The sequence below is a fragment of the Halomonas sp. genome, assembly GCF_033549285.1.
GTDB lineage: Bacteria > Pseudomonadota > Gammaproteobacteria > Pseudomonadales > Halomonadaceae > Halomonas.
On sequence record NZ_JAWSUJ010000010.1, the window covers coordinates 49,615 to 68,881 of the forward strand.

The following is a 19,267-nucleotide window of genomic DNA, read 5'->3' on the forward strand; positions in this document are numbered from 1 at the left end:
TGGCCGCTTGGCCACTTGGCCGCTTGGCCGCTTGGCCGCTTGGCCACTTGGCCGCCTATCGCCGGCCCTTGGCGCCTCCGGCGGGCTTCTTGCGGCGCGGCCTGGGCTTGGGCGACTCCGGCGGGACGCGATAGTGCAGGTAGAGGTCCAGCACCAGTTCCGGCAGCTGGGTGACGAGGCCCTCGAGGCGCGTCGCATCGCCGGCGAGCTCCGCCATGTCGGGCTCGTCGTCGAAGAGCCCCGAGAGCAGCATGAAGGGCAGCAGCAGGGTGGCGGCGGCCTCCTCGTCATCGGCAAACCAGGCGGCCTCGTCGAGGAAGACCCCCTCCATGAAGCCGGCGCACCAGTCGCCGATCGGCGTCTCCTCCGGGGCGCTGCCGGCGAGCTCGAGCTCGAAGGGCAGCTCCGGCAGGCCGCCCGCCTCCAGCACCTCGATGGCGTTGTGCCGGAGCCGCTCGAGCAGTCCCAGGATGGTCTCGCGCTCGGCGTCATCCGAGAAGGCGGGATCGCCATGGAACAGCTCGGCGACCCAGGCCGCCGCGGGGGTGTCGCGTGGCGCCACGGCCAGAGCCACCAGGAAGCCGTGGGCGCTGATCAGGTCCAGGGCGTCGGCATCGACCCGCTCGGAGTCGAGGAAGTCGTCGAGCAGGTCGAGCTCCGCATCCTCGAGCAGCGGCTGGGGGAGGGGCGTTTCGGCATCGGACATGACGGCTCTCGCAGGGAAGTCGTGGGCATGGGGAAGGCTTTACGCCTCGACACGAAGGCGCCATTCTAGCATCCCATGACCAGGCCCGCGCTTCCCGACCCCGACCCCACCCGACTCGATGCCCTCGACCGGGCCGCCCTGCAATCCACGCTCATGGCGCGGGTCGAGGCGGCTTGGCGGCTATGTCGCGAGCTGCACCCCGGGCTGCCGCGCCCGGCGGTCTGGCTTGACCTGCGCGGCAAGTGCGCCGGCCAGGCGCACTTCGGTCGCGGCGGGTTGCGCTTCAATCCGGTGCTGCTGGAGGAGAATCGCCTCGCCTTCCTGGTCGAGGTGGTGCCCCACGAGATGGCTCACTGGCTGGTGCATCACCTGGAGGATGGCCACCGCGCGCGCCCCCACGGTCGCGAGTGGCAGACCGTGATGCGCCGCCTCTTCGGCGTGGCGCCCAGGACCACCCACCGCTTCGACACTGGCCGTGCCAGCCCGGCGCCCTATCGCTACCGCTGTGGCTGCCGGGAGCATGGCTTCACCGCCCGGCGGCATGCCCTGGCCCGACGGGGGCGAGGGTATCGGTGCCGGCACTGCGCTGAGACCTTGGTCTATCTGGGCCGTTCCGCTTCCTGATTTATCTTGTAAGTCATTGTCATGAAAAAGAAAAATGTTTCTACCAATGTCTAAAGGGAAGCCCGCGTGCTGACGTATATGCTGTGGGCAGGTTTTATGGGGCCGGCCCGCCCAACACACAATGCGGCCGGCAACATCCATCTGGAGGGTCCATCCCCCCTGGACAGAGGCATATCCATGACCGAGCAGCAGAAAGTCTATCCGGTAAGCGACGAGTTTGCCGCCAAGGCCCACGCCGACAAGGCCACCTATGAGGCCATGTACCAGCAGTCGGTAGACGACCCGAATGGGTTCTGGGGTGAGCAGGCCAAGCGCCTCGACTGGTTCAAGGCGCCGACCAAGATCAAGCACACCTCCTTCGACTCGCACAACGTGGATATCCGCTGGTTCGAGGACGGCACCCTGAACGCCAGCGTCAACTGCCTCGACCGCCATCTCGAGACCCGCGGCGACCAGCCGGCGATCATCTGGGAGGGCGACGACCCCAAGGACGACAAGACGCTCACCTACCGTGAGCTCTATGAGAAGACCTGCCAGCTGGCCAACGGCCTCAAGGAGCTGGGCGTCGGCAAGGGCGACGTGGTCACCCTCTACATGCCGATGATCCCCGAGGCCGCCATGGCGATGCTGGCCTGTGCCCGCATCGGTGCCGTGCACTCGGTGGTGTTCGGTGGCTTCTCCCCGGACGCCGTCGCCCAGCGCGTGATCGGGGCCAAGTCCAAGCTGATCATCACCGCCGACGAGTCCGTGCGCGGCGGCAAGCAGGTGCCGCTCAAGGACAACGTCGATGCCGCCCTGACCCGCGACGGCACCGAGGTGTGCGAGAACGTGCTGGTGGTCAAGCGTACCGGCGGCGAGATCGACTGGAAGGACGGCCGCGACGTCTGGTACGACGACATCGTCACCAAGCAGTCCACCGACTGCCCGGCCGAGGAGATGGGGGCCGAGGATCCGCTGTTCATCCTCTACACCTCCGGCTCCACCGGGGCGCCCAAGGGGCTGAAGCACACCACCGGCGGCTACCTGCTGCATGCCGCCATGACCCACCAGTACGTCTTCGACTACCAGGAGGGCGAGGTCTACTGGTGCACCGCCGACGTGGGCTGGGTCACCGGTCACAGCTATATCGTCTATGGCCCGCTGGCCAATGGCGGCACCACCCTGATGTTCGAAGGGGTGCCCAGCTACCCGTCCCACGGCCGCATGGGTGAGGTCGTCGACAAGCACAACGTCAACATCCTCTATACCGCACCGACGGCGGTGCGCGCCCTGATGGCCCATGGCGACAACGTCATGGACTCCAGCAAGCGCGACAGCCTGCGAGTGCTGGGCTCGGTGGGTGAGCCCATCAACCCCCAGGCATGGGAATGGTTCCATCAAGTGATCGGCAACGGGAAGTGCCCCATCGTCGACACCTGGTGGCAGACCGAGACCGGCGGGATCATGATCGCCCCGCTGCCCGGTGCCACCGATCTCAAGCCGGGCTCCGCCACCCTGCCGTTCTTCGGCGTGGTGCCGGCGCTGGTCGACAACGAGGGCAACGAGCTCAAGGGGGCCGCCGAGGGCAACCTGGTGATCCTCGACTCCTGGCCGGGTCAGGCGCGCTCCATCTGGGGCGATCACGAGCGCTTCGTGCAGACCTACTTCTCGGCGTTCAAGGGTGTGTACTTCACCGGTGACGGCTGTCGTCGCGACGAGGATGGCTACTACTGGATCACCGGCCGCGTCGATGACGTGCTCAACGTCTCCGGCCACCGCATGGGCACCGCCGAGATCGAGTCCTCCCTGGTGGCCCACGAGGCCGTGGCCGAGGCGGCCGTGGTCGGCTTCCCCCACGACATCAAGGGGCAGGGCATCTACATCTACGTGACCCTGGCCGACGGCTTCGAGGAGAGCGACGAGCTCAAGAAGGAGCTGACGAAGTGGGTGCGCAAGGATATCGGCCCGATCGCCTCGCCGGATGTCATCCAGTGGGCCCCGGGCCTGCCCAAGACCCGCTCCGGCAAGATCATGCGCCGCATCCTGCGCAAGATCGCCGCCAACGAGTGTGACGGCCTGGGCGATACCAGTACTCTGGCGGACCCGTCGGTGGTCGACGAGCTGATCGAGCATCGCGCCAACCGCTGAAGGCGCTGCTCGCCCGGCGGCAGGCGGTCAACGCCTGCCGCCTCATGACACACCAAGCCGGCCCCGCGGGGCCGGCTTCCTTGTGCCTGGTCATGGGAGTGTCGACAATATCCCGAGAGCCCTTGGGAATCGCCGCGGCCATGGGGTAACATGCGGACAACAACTGTAGAGCCCAGCGTGGCGGCCGTCGGTCCGCCGCTCGAGGAACCGGAGGAAGATCCATGGCCTTTGCCCAGAAATTCATCGTTGCCGATGATCATCCGCTGTTCCGTGCGGCCCTGACCCAAGCCCTGCGCCAGCTGGCGCCCCAGGCCGAGATCGTCGAATCCGACACCATGGAGGCCACCACCGAGGTGGTTACCCGCCATCCCGATGCCGACCTCATCCTGCTCGACCTGCATATGCCGGGCGCCCATGGCTTCTCGGGCCTGATACAGCTGCGCGGCCAGACCCCGGATATCCCGGTGGCGGTGGTCTCGGGCAGTGACGAGATCCACGTGGTGCGCCGCGCCATCGACTACGGCGCCTCGGGCTTCATTCCCAAGTCCTCGTCGCTGGCGCTGATCGCCGAGGCGGTGGGCGAGATCCTCGATGGCGAGGTCTGGCTGCCGGCGGAGATGGCAGCGGCCCTGGGCGAGGCCAACGAGGAGGAGACCAAGTTTGCCGAGGCCATCGCGTCGCTGACGCCGCAGCAGTTCCGGGTGCTCAACATGCTCACCGAGGGGCTGCTCAACAAGCAGATTGCCTACGAGCTGAGCGTTTCCGAGGCCACCATCAAGGCGCATGTCACCGCCATCCTGCGCAAGCTCGGCGTGCACTCGCGCACCCAGGCGGTGATCGCCGCCCAGAAGCTCGAGGTGGAGCCGCCGAAGGTGGAATCCTAGCGCCAGGCGCCGAGCTACAAGCGCCAAGGGATTGCAGAAAGCCCACCTTTTTGGTGGGTTTTCTGCGTCATGCGCTTACGCTTTGTCTGGTCGCTTGGTCGCTTGGTCGCTTGGTCGCTTGGTCGCTTGGTCGCTTGGTCGCTTGGCCGCTGGCAGCTTGGCGGCTGCTACTGCGCCGCGCGGCTGGCCTGCAGGGTCCGGGTGAGCAGGGCGCGCAGGGCGGCGGGGCGCACCGGCTTCAGCAGCAGCTGGTAGCCGGAGCGCCTGACCTCCTCGGCCACCTCCTCGGTGCGGTCGGCGGTGATCACGATGCCGGGTACCGCGCCCTCCAGCCGCTCGCCGAGCGCCTCCAGGGCCATCAGACCGGTGACCTCGTTGTCCAGGTGGTAGTCCGCCAGGATCGCGTCCGGGTCGCCGTCCAGGTGGCGCAGCACCGACTTGGCGCCGCCGATGGTGGTGGCCGTGAAGACCTCGCAGCCCCAGCCCGAGAGCATCGCCTTCATGCCCTCGAGGATCAGTGACTCGTTGTCGATGCACAGGATCCGCGTGCCGGCGAGCTTGTTGCCGGCACGCTTCGGCGAGGCATCCTCGGCCTGCTCGGTCGCGGTGCGCGGCGCCACCACCGGCACGCTGACCGAGAACATGGTGCCCAAGCCCTCCTTCGAGCGCACCCGGATGGGGTGGTCGAGCACCCGCGCCATGCGATCGGCGATGGAGAGCCCCAGGCCCAGGCCCTTCTCGCTCTCCTTGTGCCGGGTGGCCTGGTCGAGGCGTCGGAACTCCTGGAAGATCTCGAGCTGCTTGGCCTCGGGGATCCCCGGGCCCGAGTCCCAGACCTCGATGGTGATGCGCTCGCCATGGCGGCGGCAGCCCAGCAGCACCCGGCCGGCCTGGGTGTAGCGGATGGCATTGGAGAGGAAGTTCTGGATGATCCGGCGCAGCATCTGGGGGTCGCTGTCGACCCACTGGCGGGTCGGCACCACCACCAGGTCCAGGCCGCGCTCCTCGGCCATCACCTCGAACTCGGCGCGCAGCGGCTGGACGATGTCGGCCAGGGCGAAGTGGCTGCGCCGCGGGGTGAGGGCGCCGGCATCCAGCTTGGAGATGTCGAGCAGGGTGCCGAGCAGCTCCTCGGCGGCCTGCAGCGAGTTGTCGATATGGCCGATGGTGCGCTTCATGTCCTCGGCCGCCATCTCCTGGGCGAGGGCCGAGGTGAACAGCCGCGCGGCATTGAGCGGCTGCAGCAGGTCGTGGCTGGCGGCGGCCAGGAAGCGGGTCTTGGAGGCGTTGGCATCCTCGGCGAGCTGCTTGGCCTGGCGCAGGGCGAGCTCCGCCTCGGCGCGCACCCGGTTCTCCTGGCGTAGCGCCGCGTTGGCCTCGGAGAGCGCCTGGGTGCGCTCGCGCACTCGCTCCTCCAGGGTCTCGTTGGTCTCCTTGAGGGCGATCTCGGCCAGGCGTCGTTCGGTGATGTCCTGGTAGAGGGCGAAGAAGCCGAGTATCGCGCCGCTGTCGCCGAAGTGGGGCGTGTAGGTGACCAGCATGTAGCGCCGATCGTCGCCGATGGGCAGCGAGACCTCGAAGTTGACCCGCTCGCCGGCCAGGGCGCGCTCGATCCACGGCGCCCGCTCGCGGGCCATGTCGGGGGCCATCACCTCTTCCACGCGCTTGCCGATCACCGCGTTGCGGTCGATGCCGAAGGCCTGCTCGTAGGCGCGGTTGGTGAAGAGGTAGCGGCACTCCTTGTCGAAGTAGGCGATCAGCGCCGGCACGTTGTCGGTGTAGATGCGGATGTTGTTCTCGGAGCGGATCAGCGCTTCCTCGATGCGCTTCTGCTGGGTGATGTCCTGGTAGCTGTAGACGAAGCCGCCCCCCGGCATGGGGTTGCCCTGCACCTCCAGCACGCTGCCGTCCTGGCGGTAGCGCACGTAGCGGTGGGGGTGGCCCTCGCGGATGTTGTCGATCAGCAGACGCACGTGCTCCTCGGGATCGCCGGGGCCGTACTCGCCGTTGTGGGCGTTGTAGCGGAAGATCTTGTCCATCGGGGCGCCGACGCGGATCAGGTGGTCGGGGAAGCGGAACAGCTCCAGGTAGCGCTGGTTCCACACCACCAGGCGCAGGTTCTGGTCGACCACGCTGATGCCCTGGTTGATGTTCTCGATGGTGGCCTGCAGCAGGGCACGGTTGAACTCCAGCACCTGGGAGGCCTCGTCGACGATGGAGATCACGTCCGAGATGCCGATGCCGCGTCCCTGGAGGGCCGAGTTGACCACGATGCGGGCCGAGGAGGCGCCGAGCACCGAGGCCAGGAAGCGCTCGGTGAACTGGATGACGTCGATGGAGGCGCGGGTGTTGTCCTCCAGCGGCTTGCCGGTGCGCCGGGCGTAGTCCTCGAAGGCGCGGCTCACCTGGCCGGCGCCCAGGAAGCGCTCGCAGAGCACCTTGAGGTCGCCCACGGTGGTGGCGCCGGTCCAGGGGCGGTTCACCGAGGTCTGGCGGGTCTCGACGCTGTCGACGAATAGCGAGGCCTGGATGCGCTCGACCACCCGCTGGGGCGTCATCTGGGAGACGAAGATGTAGCAGAAGAGGTTCACGCCCAGGGAGAGCATCACGCCATGGGTGAAGCTGTCGCCGACGTTGAGGCCGAACAGCGAGGTGGGGGCCAGCCAGGCGATGCCCAGCGGGCCGCCGTCGAGCCAGTGCCCGGGCAGCACGCCGGCACCGATCAGGGTGGGCATCAGCAGGCTGTAGGCCCAGATGGCGAAGCCGGCGTTCATGCCGGCGATCACCCCGAGGCGGTTGCCGCGCTTCCAGTAGAGGCCGCCGATCAGCGCCGGGGCGAACTGGGCCGCGGCGGCAAAGGAGAGCATGCCGGTGCTGGCCAGCGAGCTGAACTCCCCGATCAGCTGGTAGAAGCCGTAGGCCATGGCGAGGATCACGGCGATGGTGATGCGCCGGGCGCGCAGCACCAGTCGCCCGTAGTCACGCGGCTTGGTATCGAACCAGCGCAGGCGGAAGAGGGCGGGGATGACGATCTCGTTGGAGATCATGATCGACACCGCCACCGCGGCCACGATCACCATGCCGGTGGCCGCCGAGAAGCCGCCGATGAAGGTCAGCAGCGTCAGCCATTCATTGCCCGCGGCCATGGGCAGGGCCAGCACATAGGTGTCCGGCTCGATGCCGCTGTCGGCGAAGATGGTCAGGCCGGCCGCCGCGATGGGAATGACGAAGAAGGCGAAGGCCAGCAGGTAGAGCGGGAACAGCCAGCGGGCCTTGGTGGCGTCGTCGCGGTGGATGTTCTCCACCACCGCCACGTGGAACTGGCGGGGGAGGCAGAGGATCGCCAGCATGGCCAGCAGGGTCTGGGCCCAGAAGCTCTGGCCGAAGTCCTGGTCGGCGAGCTGACGCTGCAGCTCGAGCTGGCTCTCGGCGCGGCCCAGCAGGTCGCCCAGGCCGTCGAACATGCCCCAGGTGACGTAGGCCCCGAGCGCCAGGAAGGCGAGCAGCTTGACCAGCGACTCGAAGGCCACGGCGTGGATCAGCCCCTCGTGGTGCTCGGTGGCGTCGGTGTGGCGGGTGCCGAAGAGGATGGCGAAGGCCGCCATCACCATCGCCACGTAGAAGGCCGTGTCGCCGAACAGCGGCGCCCGGGTGATGTCGCTGGCGTCGGTGATCACGCTGAAGGAAGTGGAGACCGCCTTCAGCTGCAGGGCGATGTAGGGCAGGGTGCCGATCAGCGCCACCAGGCTGGCGAAGGCCGCCAGCGACTGGGTCTTGCCGTAGCGCGAGGCGATGAAATCGGCGATGGAGGTGACGTTCTGGTGCTTGGCGACGCGGATCATCTTGGCCAGCACCGGCCAGAACAGCAGCAGGGTGAGGATCGGACCGACGAAGATGCTGGCGAAGGACCAGCCCGCCGTGGCCGCCTGGCCCACGGCGCCATGGAAGGTCCAGGAGGTGCAGTAGATGGCCAGCGCCAGGCTGTAGATCACCGGGCGGCGCCGGCTCGCGCCGTGCTCCCGGGCATGGCGGTCGCCACGCCAGGCGATGGCGAACAGCACGGCGATGTAGAGCAGTGAAACGGCGATCAGCAGCCAGCCAGCGAACATGCACTCTTCTCCCTTCCGGATGCGCCCATTCTAGGGCATGGCCGGCCCCCGGGGCAGCCGGGGTGCAGGCGCCGGGTCAGCCCTCCGTGCAGAGGGCGCGGTGGAGCGGGCTTGTGGCCTCGACGCGGCGCATCTGCTCGGTGTGCGGGGTCCGTGACTCGCCCTCCAGGGGCAGCATTTCGCGGGTCTCGCAGTTCATCAGGTAGGCCTGGTGGCTGACCTGGTCCACGTACTCCTTCTCGAAGCGGTAGAGGATGAACTCGACCAGGCGCCCCTCATCGCCCCGGCTCACCGCCAGGTTGTCCAGGTCCACGATGGTGAAGGCCGTGGTCATGGGAAAGGCGAAGGTCCAGGGGCGCCAGAACATCTGGCCCTCCTCCACGGAGACCACCTCGGCCGATTCGGGCAACTGCTGCTGCTTGTGCTCGAACCAGGTGTATTCGGTCTGGATCTGGTAGCCGAGCATCCCCAGGCCACCGAACGCCGGAATGATCCAGCGCGGCAGTCGCTTGCCGCTGGCCAGGCGCAGGATCAGGCCGATCCCCGCGGCGCCGAGGCCGGCGAAGACCGCTGCTATCAGGTGCCATATCATGGTTCATGCGTCCTTGAAAGCGAACGGGCTTCCCTGAGGAAGCCCGATCGGTAGTGGTGGGTCTGGCCCGGCTAGCCGGGCCAGGTGGCCATTATGGCTCAGTGCCCGGTCGCGACACCAGCACCCTTGGGATAGCGGACGCTTTCCACCAGGTCCTGGATCTCCTGCGGAGGCTCCTCGGTCGCACTGGAGACGGCGAAGGCCACGGCGAAGTTGAAGATCGCGCCGACCGCGCCGAAGGAGAGCGGCGAGATGCCCAGGATCCAGTTGTCCGGGGTGTTGGGCAGCATGTTGGTGCCCGGAATGAACAGCCAGCCCAGGTAGGTGAAGATGTAGAGCAGGGTCAGGCCCAGGCCGGTCAGCATGCCGGCAACGGCGCCCTTGTTGTTCACCCGCTTGGAGAAGATGCCCATCATCAGCGCCGGGAACAGCGAGGCACCGGCGATACCAAAGGCCAGCGCCACCGTCTGTGCTGCGAAGCCCGGAGGATTCAGGCCCAGGTAGGTCGCCAGCAGGATGGCACCGGCCATGGAGATCCGCGCCGCCAGCATCTCACCCTTCTCGGTGATCTTCGGGTTGATCATGGTCTTGATCAGGTCATGGCTGATGGCCGAGGAGATCGCCAGCAGCAGACCGGCGGCCGTGGAGAGTGCCGCGGCGATACCACCGGCGGCGATCAGGCCGATGACCCAGCTCGGCAGGTTGGCGATCTCCGGGTTGGCGAGCACCAGGATGTCGTTGTTGACGGTAAGCTCGCTGCCTTCCCAGCCACGCTCGGCGGCGGTCTCGGCGAAGTCCTCGTTGCCATCGTTGTAGACCTGGATGCGGCCGTCGCCGTTCTTGTCCGTGAAGGTGATCAGGCCGGTCTCTTCCCAGGTCCGCACCCACTCGGGACGCTCCTCGTAGAGGATGGGGTTGGTCGCGGCTTCATCGTAGCTCTCGACCTGGCCGGCCATCTCCGGATAGACCGTGGTCATCAGGTTCAGGCGCGCCATGGAGCCCACCGCGGGAGCGGTCAGGTAGAGCAGGGCGATGAACACCAGGGCCCAGCCGGCGGACCAGCGCGCATCGGCCACCTTCGGCACGGTGAAGAAGCGGATGATGACGTGGGGCAGGCCGGCGGTACCGACCATCAGCGACAGGGTGAACAACACCATGTTCAGCTTGTTGTCGACATCGGCCGTGTAGTCGCGGAAGCCCAGCGCATTGATCACGTCATCGAGCTTGGCCAGCAGCGGCACGCCGGACTCGGAGTGGGTGCTGAACAGGCCCAGGCCGGGGATGGGGTTGCCGGTGAGTTCCAGGGAGATGAACACGGCCGGGATGGTGTAGGCGATGATCAGCACGATGTACTGGGCCACCTGGGTGTAGGTGATGCCCTTCATGCCGCCGAAGACCGCATAGAGGAAGACGATGAAGGCCGCGATCCAGATACCCCAGGTGTTGGAGACCTCCAGGAAGCGCGAGAAGGCCACGCCGGCACCGGTCATCTGGCCGATGACGTAGGTGATGGAGGCGACGACCAGGCAGATCACGGCGACCAGGCGCGCGGTGTTGCTGTAGAAGCGGTCACCGATGAAGTCGGGCACCGTGAACTTGCCGAACTTGCGCAGGTAGGGCGCCAGCAGCATGGCCAGGATGACGTAGCCACCGGTCCAGCCCATCAGGAAGGTGGAGTTGGCGTAGCCCCCGGAGGCCAGCAGGCCGGCCATGGAGATGAAGGAGGCGGCGGACATCCAGTCGGCGGCGGTGGCCATGCCGTTGGTCACCGGATGCACGCCGCCGCCGGCCACGTAGAAGTCCTTGGTCGAGCCCGCTCGGGCCCAGATCGCGATGCCGATGTAGAGGGCGAAGGAGGCCCCTACGAACAGCAGGTTGATTGCAAACTGACTCATGCTGGCTTACTCCCCGAGTCCGAACTGTTTGTCGAGACGGTTCATCTTCCAGGCGTAGAAGAAGATGATGCCGATGAAGGTCAGGATCGAACCCTGCTGGGCGAACCAGAAGCCCAGGTCCGTCCCGCCGACGGGAATGCCGGCCAGCAGCGGGCGAAGAAGGATGGCGCAGCCGTAGGACACCAGGGCCCAGACGATCAGGCACCCCGTTATCAGGCGCACGTTCGCCTTCCAGTAAGCAGCGGCATTGGCTTTGTCGTCTGCCATAGTGTTGCTCTCCACTTGTTGTTCAGGTTGGGAAGTTGCCCAGAGCGTTGCGGTCACTCATCAGGACAGTCGTGTCGACGGAGCCAGCCTTGCCTGTGCAGTCTGGATCAGCCTGTCGCCAGGTTGCCCGCTCCTTGTCGAGGTGTATTGTCGACGCGGGTTTGTCCTGCATGGCTCATGGCCAATAGTGGGCAGCAATCGCCTAAAATAAATCCCAGACTTTCGTATCATGAAAAGATACCGATGGAAGAAGCTTTCAATAAGATGATTATTATCAGTATCTTGTGATCGCCGCGCGTCCCAGGTTTCGACGCAGGGAAGGCGGGCATAGGACGATGGTATAGCCCCGAAATCCAGGGCAGTTAATGCGTGGCCTCGGGTGGTCTTTGACCATGGTCTAAGGCCGCCAGGATAGGACGATTGTCTAGGTTATTTACTGAAACCCGACTTTGCTATCTTGGATTCTCCCTGGAGGGGAAGCTCCACCTATCCCGCGGGGTGGTGACCACCGCGCAACGAGGACGGCCCCATGGTCGATGTAGAACTCTCACAGCCGCCTTTCACCTTCCTCGACGAGGAGGGGCGGGAGCGCGTACGCAGCGGCATCGACCTGGCCTACTTCGACCGTGACGAGATCATCCTCGATGCGGGCCAGCCCGGGGAGTACGTGTACCTGATCCACAAGGGCGAGGTCGCCGAGCTCGACCCGACCCTGCCGGGCGCCCAGTCGCGCATCGGCCACTACACCGCCGGTGACCTCTTCGGGGCCATCAGCATCCTCAACGGCAAGAGCCGCTATCGCTTCCGTGCCGAGCAGGAGTGTCTCTGCTACCTGCTGCCCAAGGGGCTGTTCAAGCAGCTCTGCGAGGCCTATCCGGCCTTCTCCGAGTTCTTCCGCCAGCGCCTGGCGCAGAAGACTCGGCTGCTCACCGAGCGCCGCGCGGAGGGCGGGGTGACCATGGCCGGCTTCATGCTCGCCCGGGTCGGCGAATGCATGCGCGACCCGCTGCTCGTCGCGGACACGACCAGCATCGCCGAGGCGGTCCACACCCTGAACGACAGCCATGCTGACAGCCTGCTGGTGCAGGGCGAGCAGGGGCCGGGCATGGTGACCAAGACCGACCTGCTCAATGCCCTGGTGCTCGAGGGACGGGCCCAGGAGAGCCCGGTGCAGGCGGTCGCCCACTTCGCGCTCGTCAAGGCGACGCCGGGCCAGTACCTGTTCGAGGTGCTGGTGCAGATGACCCGCTTCAAGGTGGAGCGGGTGGTGGTGATGGAGGACGACGCGCCGGTGGGGGTGGTGGAGCTCACCGACGTGCTTAGCTACTTCTCCAGCCGCAGCTACGTGGTCAGCCTGCAGGTGGAGCAGGCCAACAGCCTCGAGGCGCTGGCCGCCGCCAGTCGCCGCACCCCGGAACTGGTGCGTTCCCTGATGGCCCAGGGCGTCAAGCTGCGCTTCGCCATGGGGCTGCTGGCGGCCCTCAACGGGCGCATCATGAACAAGGCCTGGGGCTTTCTGATCGACGAGCGCTACCACGCCGACAGCTGCCTGATCGTGATGGGCAGCGAGGGGCGCGGCGAGCAGATCCTCAAGACCGACCAGGACAACGGCCTGATACTGGCCGACGACCTGGAGTGGCCCGACTGCCATGAGCAGATGCAGCGCCTCACCGAGACCCTGATCGAGCTGGGCTACCCGCCCTGCCCGGGCAACATCATGGTTTCCAACCCGGAGTGGGTCGGCACCGAGAGCCAGTGGCGCGGCCGCATCGCGCAGTGGGCGGCGAGCCGTGACGGCGAGAGCCTGATGCGACTGGCCATCATGCTCGATTCCCACGCCGTGGCCGGCAACCCGGCCCTGCTCGAGCGGCTGCGCGAGGAGCTCTTCGAGCGCTGCAGCCGCGACGAGATCCTGCTCTCCTACTTTGCGCGCACGGCGCTGCGCTTCTCCACGCCGCTGACGCTCTTCGGGTCGCTGAAGAAGCCGCAGCACGGCGTCGACATCAAGAAGGGCGGCATCTTCCCCATCGTCCACGGGGTGCGCACCCTGGCGCTGGAGCGTCGCATCACCGCGACCTCCACCCTGGACCGGCTCGAGGCGCTGGTGGCCGACGGCCGCCTCGAGGAGCGCTTCGCCGAGGACTTGGGTGAGGCCCTGTCGCTATTCACCGAGTTGCGCCTGCGCCAGCAACTCGAACGCCTCGATGACCCGGAAGGCCGGGGCGAGGAGCCCGACCGGGTGGTGGTCCAGGAGCTCTCCTCGCTGGAGCGGGACCTGCTTCGCGAGGCGCTGCATATCGTCAAGGACTTCAAGCAGCGGCTGTCGCATCGCTTCCACCTCGAGTACTCGTGAGGCACGGCGCTCTCAGGGAACGACAACAACGACAGGAGGTTCATCCATGCTCAAGGCACTGCGCCGCGCCGCCGACCGTCGACGACAGGCCCACGGCGACTATGGCTGGCTCTTCTCCCCCTACACTGGGGATGAGATGGTCGCCATCGACTGCGAGACCACCGGGCTCGATACCCGCCACGCCGAGCTGGTGTCGCTGGCGGCGGTACGCATTCGCGGCGACCGCGTCCTGACAAGCGACTCGCTGGACCTACGCCTGGCAAGGCCGGCGAGCCTCACCGGCGACTCGATCCGCATCCACGGGCTGCGCGGCATCGACCTGATCGACGGGGCGGGGATCGAGGAGGCCCTGGCGCAGTTCCTGGACTTCGTCGGCAATCGCCCGCTGGTCGGCTGGTGCCTGGACTTCGACCTGGCGGTGCTCAACCGCCACCTGCGCCCCCTCTTCGGCTTCGACCTGCCCAACGCCGGCATCGACGTGGCGCAGACCTACCAGCGGCAGCTGCGTCGCAGCCATCCCGAGCTGGATATCCGGCCGCGCTTCGAGCAGGTGGCCGAGCGCCTGGGGGTACCGGTCATGGGACGGCACACCGCCCTGGGCGATGCCGTCACCACGGCCCTGCTCCATCTGCGCCTGGCGCGAGGCCCCATGCTGGCGGAGCGGCTCTGCTGATCCCCGGGGTCGCTTCGCCTGGCCATGGCGAGGGTGGTAGGATGGCGGCCGTCATTTCCAGCCGCCCAGGCAGCGCCCGAGACCATGCAAGACGCCCTGATGTTCGACCCCCGTGCCACCGCACCCGATGCCCCGTCCCCCGCTGAGCCTGCGTCGATCCGCGAGGGCCTCGATGCCCGGGGCAGGCGCGAATTCAACAAGCTGCAGAAGCGCCTGCGTCGCCAGGTGGGCAACGCCATCATCGACTACGGGATGATCCACGAGGGCGACCGGGTGATGGTGTGCCTCTCCGGCGGCAAGGACAGCTACACCCTGCTGGAGATCCTGCGCAACCTGCAGCGCAACGCGCCGGTGGACTTCTCGCTGGTGGCGGTGAACCTCGACCAGAAGCAGCCCGGCTTCCCGGAGCACGTGCTGCCCGAGTACCTGGACGGGATCGGCGTCGAGTACCATATCCTCGAGCGCGATACCTACTCGGTGGTCAAGGAGAAGACCCCCGAGGGCAAGACCACCTGTGCGCTCTGCTCGCGGCTGCGGCGGGGCTCGCTCTATGGCTTCGCGGAGGAGATCGGCGCCACCAAGGTGGCGCTGGGCCACCACCGCGAGGACATCCTGGAGACGCTGTTCCTCAACATGTTCTTCGGTGGCAGCCTCAAGGCGATGCCGCCTAAGCTGCTCTCCGACGATGGCCGGAACATGGTCATCCGCCCGCTGGCCTACTGCCGCGAGGCGGACATCGCCGAGTTCGCCCGGCTGATGGCGTTCCCGATCATTCCCTGCAACCTCTGCGGCTCCCAGCCCAACCTGCAGCGCCAGGTGGTCAAGGAGATGCTGGCCGACTGGGAGAAGCGGCATCCCGGTCGCCTGGAGAGCATGTTCAAGGCGGTGACCAACGTGGCGCCCTCGCAGCTGGCCGACCGCGAGCTCTTCGACTTCGCCGGCCTCGAGGCGAAGCAGGCACGAAGGCAGGCCGACCGCATCGATATTCTCAACGAATAAGCCCGCGGCAAGGGGCAGAGAACAAGAGACAAGGAACCCCATCGGGCATTCGCACGATGGGGTTCCTTACGTCAGGCAGGGTAGGGCAGTGCTCCGGCTTGGCGCTACTTGGCCCCTTCCTCCTCGGCCACTTCGATCAGCGCCTGCAGGTCGAGGATGTTCACCTCGCGGCCGGAGACGGCCACCAGCCCCTGTGACTGGAAGCGGCCCAGGATGCGGCTGACGGTCTCCACGGCAAGCCCCAGGTAGTTGCCGATATCGGCCCGGGACATGGAGAGCCGGAAGCTGTAGGGGGAGTAGCCGCGACGGCGGAAGCGGTCGGAGAGGCTGGTGAAGAAGGTGGCCAGCCGCTGGTCGGCGGTCTTGCGCGACAGCAGCCGCATCATGCGGCGATCGTCGCGCATCTCCTTGCTCATGCTGCGGTAGAGCTGCCCCCGTAGCTCGGGCAGTGACTCGGAGAGGGCGTCGAGGCGGTCGAAGGGGATCTCGCAGACGGTGGTGGTCTCCAGGGCCACGACGGTGCCGGGATAGCGCTCCTCGTCGATGCCGTCCAGGCCGACCAGTTCGCTGGGCAGGTAGAAGTTGGTCAGCTGGTCCTCGCCGCTGCCCTCGGTGGTCACCTGCTTGAGGCTGCCGGAACGCACCGCGAAGACGCTGGTGAAGGGGCTGCCCTGGCGGAACAGCGACTCGCCCTTCTTGAGCGGCGCCCGGCGCCGGATGATGGCGTCGAACTGGTCCATGTCCTGAACCTCGAGCGCCAGGGGCAGGCAGAGCGAGCTCAGGCTGCACGTCTGGCAGCGTGTCTCGTTCAGCAGTGAACGGCGCCTGCCGGTCGCGGTGTCAGGCATGCTCTCCTCCATGAATGATGACTCTGGTCACATTATGGAGGATTGTCGTCCGCCGGCAAAGCATCCCTTAGGAGGTACTCCCCGGCGCCAGGGGGCGTTGCCCGTCGCCGCGCCGGTCAGGCGGCATGCGCATCGAAGGCCGCGGCCAGGCGGTGGACCAGCAGCCGTCCCGCCGGCGTGACCTCGAGACGCTGCCCGGATCGTCTCACCAGGTCGTCCCGCTCGGTCGCCGCCAGCCGGGCGAGGGCATCGCGCAGGTGGGCTGCCGCATCCAGGCCGAACTCCTGCCCGAGGACGGCCAGGTCCAGGCACATGTCGCACATCAGGCGCTCGATGGCGCGGGCCCGCAGGCGGTCATCGTCGGTCAGCCGCAGGCCCCGCTCCACCGGCAGTCGGCCGGCATCGAGGCGCGCCTCGTAGTCGGCGAGGGCCAGGGGGTTGCGGGCGGCGACGCCCCCCAGCCGGCTGAGGGCGCCCACGCCCAGACCCAGGTGGTCGGCGGGGGCAAGGGCGCTGTAGCCGTTCAGGCTGCGCGACAGCTGGCCCCTGGCCTGGGCCGTGGCCAGCGGATCCTCGGGGCGGGCGAAGAGTTCCATGCCGATATGCACGTAGCCGGCGTCGGCAAGCATCGCGAGGGCGACGTCGAGGATGGCCAGCCGCTCTTCCGGCGCCGGCAGCTCCTCGACCCGAATCTGGCGCTGAGCCGCGAACCGCTCTGGTTGGTGCTCGTAGGGGAAGAGCGACAGGCGGGCGGGTGCCATGGCGATCACCTGTTCGAGGGTCTCGGCGACGCTCTCGCGGGTCTGGCCGGGCAGGCCATAGACCAGCTCGAGGCCCAGGGAGCGGAAGCCCAGCCGGTGGGCCTCGTCGATCAGCTGCTCGGTGAGCACCCGGGGCTGGTGGCGGTTGATGGCGCGCTGGACCCGCGGGTCCAGGTCAAGCACCGACAGGCTCAGGCGGTTGAAGCCCAGCGCCTGGAGATGGCGCAGGGTGAAGACGTCGGCGTCCCGGGGGTCGACCTTGATGCTGTAGTCCCGCTGGCGCGAGCCCGACAGCCCGAAGCGCGCGTCGAGCCGGTCGATCAGGTCGCTCATCTGGTCCAGGGTCAGGAAGGTCGGGGTCCCGCCGCCCCAGTGGAGCTGCGACACCTCCCGTGAGCCTTCCAGGTGGCGCGAGGTCAGCACCATCTCACGGTCGAGCCGCGACAGGTAGGGCTCGGCGCGCCGGGTGCTCTGTTCGGTCACCCGGGTGCAGGCGCAGTGGTGGCAGCTATGGCGGCAGAAGGGCACGTGCACGTAGAGCGACAGCTCGCGCCCGCTGGCGTTGCTGCGCTCCAGGGCCGCCGCGAGGTCCTCGTCGGAGAACGCCGTGGTGAGGCTGTCGGCACGGGGGTAGCTGGTGTAGCGCGGCCCACCCATGCCATGACGGCGCAGCACCCCCGCGTCGCGCAGCGATGCGGTACCGCGGGGGCGGTCGTCGACGACGGCTCGAGCGGACATGGACGGCACTCCGGAAATTGAACGTGCCTTCATGCTAGCGCCGAGCGACGGGGGCCGCGTTGAGCTGCGTCAAGCGAAGCGGGAATCGCGCTGGTGGTCAGTGGCCCGCCGAGAGGGGCAGCAGCGTCCACAGCTGCCAGAGGGCGAAGCCGATGATCGACAGCGCGGCCAGTGTCCGGGTGGCCGGATGGCGGATCAGGGCGCCCAGCTGGCGGGCGGCCAGCCCGGTGGCGAGCAGGGCCGGCAGGGTGCCGAGGCCGAAGGCCCCCATCAGGGCAGCGCCGCGCCAGGGCTCGGCGATGGCCAGGCTCCAGGCGAGCATGGAGTAGACCAGCCCGCAGGGCAGCCAGCCCCAGACCGCCCCCAGGGCCACCGCCTGGGGCACCCTGACCACCGGCATCAGGCGCCGCCCCAGCGGTTCGAGGTGCGTCCAGAGCCGGCGCCCCAGGGCCTCGACCCGCAGCAGTCCCTTCCACCAGTCGGCGATGTAGAGGGCCATCAGGATCAGCATCACCGCGGCCAGGGCCTGGAGAGCCAGGCGTGCCCCGGGGGTGAGGGCGACCAGGGTGCCGAGCCCCGCCACCAGGGCGCCGGCCACCATGTAGCTGGCGACCCGGCCCAGGTTGTAGCCCAGCAGCAGCCCCGAGAGGCGTGCCGGGCTGCGCATGCTGGGCGGGACGGCGAAGGTCAGGGCACTCATGATGCCGCCGCACATGCCGATGCAGTGGGCACCCCCGAGCAGGCCGAAGACGAAGGCGGCGGCCAGCGGGGGCAGGTCGAGGCCGGTGGGGTCCATCAGTCGCGGCGTTCCTCGTCGTCGGAGGAGGCATCACGCTCGGAGCCTTGACGCTCGCCCTTCGGGCGGTCGTTGTCGTCCTCGTCGAAGAGGATGCGGTAGGCGGGCCCTTCCAGGTCCTCGAACTGGTCGTGCTTGACGGCCCAGAAGAAGGCCCAGACGGCCAGCCCCAGCAGGATCAGCGAGAGGGGGATCAGCAGGTAGAGGATGCTCATGCGTTCACCAGCCTGGGGACGTCGCTGCCGACCGGTCGTGAGGGGGTATCCCGGGTCAGGCGCAGGGCATTGCCGACGACCACCAGGGAGCTGGCCGACATGCCGATGGCCGCCAGCCAGGGCGGCACGAAGCCCATGGCCGCCAGGGGCAGCGCCGAGACGTTGTAGACCAGCGACCAGGTCAGGTTCTGGCGGATGATGCGCCGGGTGGCCCGGCCGGTCTCGATGGCCTCGACGATACGCCCCAGGCGCGGGCCGAGCAAGACGGCGTCGGCGCGGGTGCGCGCCAGGTCGGTGGCACCGTTCATGGCGATGGCGACGTCGGCGCCGGCCAGCACCGGGATGTCGTTGATGCCGTCGCCGACCATCGCCACCCGTTCTCCGCCGGCCTGCAGGGCCTGGAGGCGGGCCAGCTTCTCCTCGGGGGTGGCCGCCGCCTGCCAGGTGTCGATGCCCAGGCGCCTGGCCATGTCCGCCACCGCCGAGGGGGTGTCGCCGGAGAGCAGCTCCACCGCCAGGCCCCGTCCCTGCAGGGCCTCGATTGTCTCCCGGGCATCCTCCCGCAGGCGGTCGTGGAGGGCGAACCAGGCCCGCGGCCGGCCCTCCTCGGCCAGCAGCAGCCACTGCCCCTCGCCGGGCAGCGTCGGGGGGGCCTCGGGGGCGGCGAACTCGGGCCGGCC

Annotated in this window: 16 protein-coding genes; 6 read left to right on the forward strand and 10 right to left on the reverse strand. The window is 67.9% G+C overall.

The window, feature by feature from the left end; all coding sequences use genetic code 11:
- Positions 1 to 55 precede the first annotated feature (55 nt).
- A complete protein-coding gene (locus SCI24_RS03975; protein ID WP_318724131.1) occupies positions 56 to 706 on the reverse strand; it encodes a YecA family protein in 651 nt (216 codons plus the stop codon).
- A 75-nt stretch (positions 707 to 781) separates the two neighbouring features.
- On the opposite strand from SCI24_RS03975, the gene SCI24_RS03980 reads away from it, so the two are divergent.
- The 3 genes from SCI24_RS03980 (at position 782) to SCI24_RS03990 (ending at position 4,341) form a co-directional block, all read left to right on the forward strand.
- Positions 782 to 1,330: a SprT-like domain-containing protein gene (locus SCI24_RS03980; protein WP_318724132.1), complete on the forward strand. Its 549-nt coding sequence runs from the start codon at positions 782 to 784 to the stop codon at positions 1,328 to 1,330.
- A gap of 177 nt (positions 1,331 to 1,507) precedes the next feature.
- A complete protein-coding gene (gene acs, locus SCI24_RS03985; protein ID WP_318724133.1) occupies positions 1,508 to 3,457 on the forward strand; it encodes an acetate--CoA ligase in 1,950 nt (649 codons plus the stop codon).
- Positions 3,458 to 3,678: 221 nt separating this feature from the next.
- Complete coding sequence (locus SCI24_RS03990) at positions 3,679 to 4,341, forward strand: LuxR C-terminal-related transcriptional regulator (protein WP_250059783.1); 663 nt, start codon at positions 3,679 to 3,681, stop codon at positions 4,339 to 4,341.
- A gap of 167 nt (positions 4,342 to 4,508) precedes the next feature.
- Here the strand turns inward: SCI24_RS03990 and SCI24_RS03995 are convergent, their stop codons facing one another.
- The 4 genes from SCI24_RS03995 to SCI24_RS04010 all read right to left on the reverse strand — a co-directional run bounded on the left by SCI24_RS03995 (position 4,509) and on the right by SCI24_RS04010 (position 11,204).
- On the reverse strand, positions 4,509 to 8,450 hold the full coding sequence (locus SCI24_RS03995) for a NahK/ErcS family hybrid sensor histidine kinase/response regulator (protein ID WP_318724137.1): 3,942 nt from the start codon (positions 8,448 to 8,450) through the stop codon (positions 4,509 to 4,511).
- Between the two features lie 76 nt (positions 8,451 to 8,526).
- On the reverse strand, positions 8,527 to 9,042 hold the full coding sequence (locus tag SCI24_RS04000; RefSeq protein WP_318724139.1) for a hypothetical protein: 516 nt from the start codon (positions 9,040 to 9,042) through the stop codon (positions 8,527 to 8,529).
- A gap of 98 nt (positions 9,043 to 9,140) precedes the next feature.
- Complete coding sequence (locus SCI24_RS04005; RefSeq protein WP_318724141.1) at positions 9,141 to 10,937, reverse strand: sodium:solute symporter family protein; 1,797 nt, start codon at positions 10,935 to 10,937, stop codon at positions 9,141 to 9,143.
- Between the two features lie 6 nt (positions 10,938 to 10,943).
- Entirely contained in the window at positions 10,944 to 11,204 is a 261-nt protein-coding gene (locus tag SCI24_RS04010; RefSeq protein WP_106230608.1) for a DUF4212 domain-containing protein, read from the reverse strand.
- Between the two features lie 529 nt (positions 11,205 to 11,733).
- Here SCI24_RS04010 and SCI24_RS04015 point away from each other — a divergent pair.
- The 3 genes from SCI24_RS04015 to ttcA all read left to right on the forward strand — a co-directional run bounded on the left by SCI24_RS04015 (position 11,734) and on the right by ttcA (position 15,229).
- A complete protein-coding gene (locus tag SCI24_RS04015) occupies positions 11,734 to 13,557 on the forward strand; it encodes a DUF294 nucleotidyltransferase-like domain-containing protein (RefSeq protein ID WP_318724142.1) in 1,824 nt (607 codons plus the stop codon).
- A gap of 46 nt (positions 13,558 to 13,603) precedes the next feature.
- Positions 13,604 to 14,230 (forward strand): 3'-5' exonuclease, encoded by a 627-nt coding sequence (locus tag SCI24_RS04020; protein ID WP_318724143.1) that lies wholly within the window; start codon positions 13,604 to 13,606, stop codon positions 14,228 to 14,230.
- Positions 14,231 to 14,314: 84 nt separating this feature from the next.
- Positions 14,315 to 15,229 (forward strand): tRNA 2-thiocytidine(32) synthetase TtcA, encoded by a 915-nt coding sequence (gene ttcA, locus SCI24_RS04025; RefSeq protein ID WP_318724144.1) that lies wholly within the window; start codon positions 14,315 to 14,317, stop codon positions 15,227 to 15,229.
- A gap of 104 nt (positions 15,230 to 15,333) precedes the next feature.
- Here ttcA and fnr read toward each other — a convergent pair whose 3' ends face one another.
- From fnr to SCI24_RS04050, 5 genes are all read right to left on the reverse strand, one after another.
- Positions 15,334 to 16,077, reverse strand: a complete 744-nt coding sequence (gene fnr / locus SCI24_RS04030) for a fumarate/nitrate reduction transcriptional regulator Fnr (protein ID WP_278031696.1) — start codon at positions 16,075 to 16,077, stop codon at positions 15,334 to 15,336.
- Between the two features lie 116 nt (positions 16,078 to 16,193).
- Positions 16,194 to 17,576, reverse strand: a complete 1,383-nt coding sequence (gene hemN, locus SCI24_RS04035) for an oxygen-independent coproporphyrinogen III oxidase (RefSeq protein WP_318724145.1) — start codon at positions 17,574 to 17,576, stop codon at positions 16,194 to 16,196.
- A gap of 97 nt (positions 17,577 to 17,673) precedes the next feature.
- Complete coding sequence (locus SCI24_RS04040; RefSeq protein WP_318724146.1) at positions 17,674 to 18,372, reverse strand: sulfite exporter TauE/SafE family protein; 699 nt, start codon at positions 18,370 to 18,372, stop codon at positions 17,674 to 17,676.
- On the reverse strand, positions 18,372 to 18,587 hold the full coding sequence (ccoS, locus tag SCI24_RS04045) for a cbb3-type cytochrome oxidase assembly protein CcoS (protein WP_318724147.1): 216 nt from the start codon (positions 18,585 to 18,587) through the stop codon (positions 18,372 to 18,374). The genes SCI24_RS04040 and ccoS overlap by 1 nt, the downstream gene beginning before the upstream one ends.
- Positions 18,584 to 19,267, reverse strand: a 684-nt coding sequence (locus SCI24_RS04050) for an HAD-IC family P-type ATPase (protein WP_318724148.1), incomplete at its 5' end; no start/stop codon positions are given. The genes SCI24_RS04050 and ccoS, both read right to left, overlap by 4 nt.

Coding starts and splice junctions, on each gene's coding strand:
- SCI24_RS04000 (WP_318724139.1), bottom strand. CDS start 9,042: ATGATATGGCACCTGATAGCAGCGGTCTTCGCCGGCCTCGGCGCCGCG.
- SCI24_RS04005 (WP_318724141.1), bottom strand. CDS start 10,937: ATGAGTCAGTTTGCAATCAACCTGCTGTTCGTAGGGGCCTCCTTCGCC.
- ccoS (WP_318724147.1), bottom strand. CDS start 18,587: ATGAGCATCCTCTACCTGCTGATCCCCCTCTCGCTGATCCTGCTGGGG.
- SCI24_RS03990 (WP_250059783.1), top strand. CDS start 3,679: ATGGCCTTTGCCCAGAAATTCATCGTTGCCGATGATCATCCGCTGTTC.
- SCI24_RS03975 (WP_318724131.1), bottom strand. CDS start 706: ATGTCCGATGCCGAAACGCCCCTCCCCCAGCCGCTGCTCGAGGATGCG.
- ttcA (WP_318724144.1), top strand. CDS start 14,315: ATGCAAGACGCCCTGATGTTCGACCCCCGTGCCACCGCACCCGATGCC.
- fnr (WP_278031696.1), bottom strand. CDS start 16,077: ATGCCTGACACCGCGACCGGCAGGCGCCGTTCACTGCTGAACGAGACA.
- SCI24_RS04040 (WP_318724146.1), bottom strand. CDS start 18,372: ATGGACCCCACCGGCCTCGACCTGCCCCCGCTGGCCGCCGCCTTCGTC.
- SCI24_RS04010 (WP_106230608.1), bottom strand. CDS start 11,204: ATGGCAGACGACAAAGCCAATGCCGCTGCTTACTGGAAGGCGAACGTG.
- acs (WP_318724133.1), top strand. CDS start 1,508: ATGACCGAGCAGCAGAAAGTCTATCCGGTAAGCGACGAGTTTGCCGCC.
- SCI24_RS03980 (WP_318724132.1), top strand. CDS start 782: ATGACCAGGCCCGCGCTTCCCGACCCCGACCCCACCCGACTCGATGCC.
- SCI24_RS03995 (WP_318724137.1), bottom strand. CDS start 8,450: ATGTTCGCTGGCTGGCTGCTGATCGCCGTTTCACTGCTCTACATCGCC.
- SCI24_RS04015 (WP_318724142.1), top strand. CDS start 11,734: ATGGTCGATGTAGAACTCTCACAGCCGCCTTTCACCTTCCTCGACGAG.
- hemN (WP_318724145.1), bottom strand. CDS start 17,576: ATGTCCGCTCGAGCCGTCGTCGACGACCGCCCCCGCGGTACCGCATCG.
- SCI24_RS04020 (WP_318724143.1), top strand. CDS start 13,604: ATGCTCAAGGCACTGCGCCGCGCCGCCGACCGTCGACGACAGGCCCAC.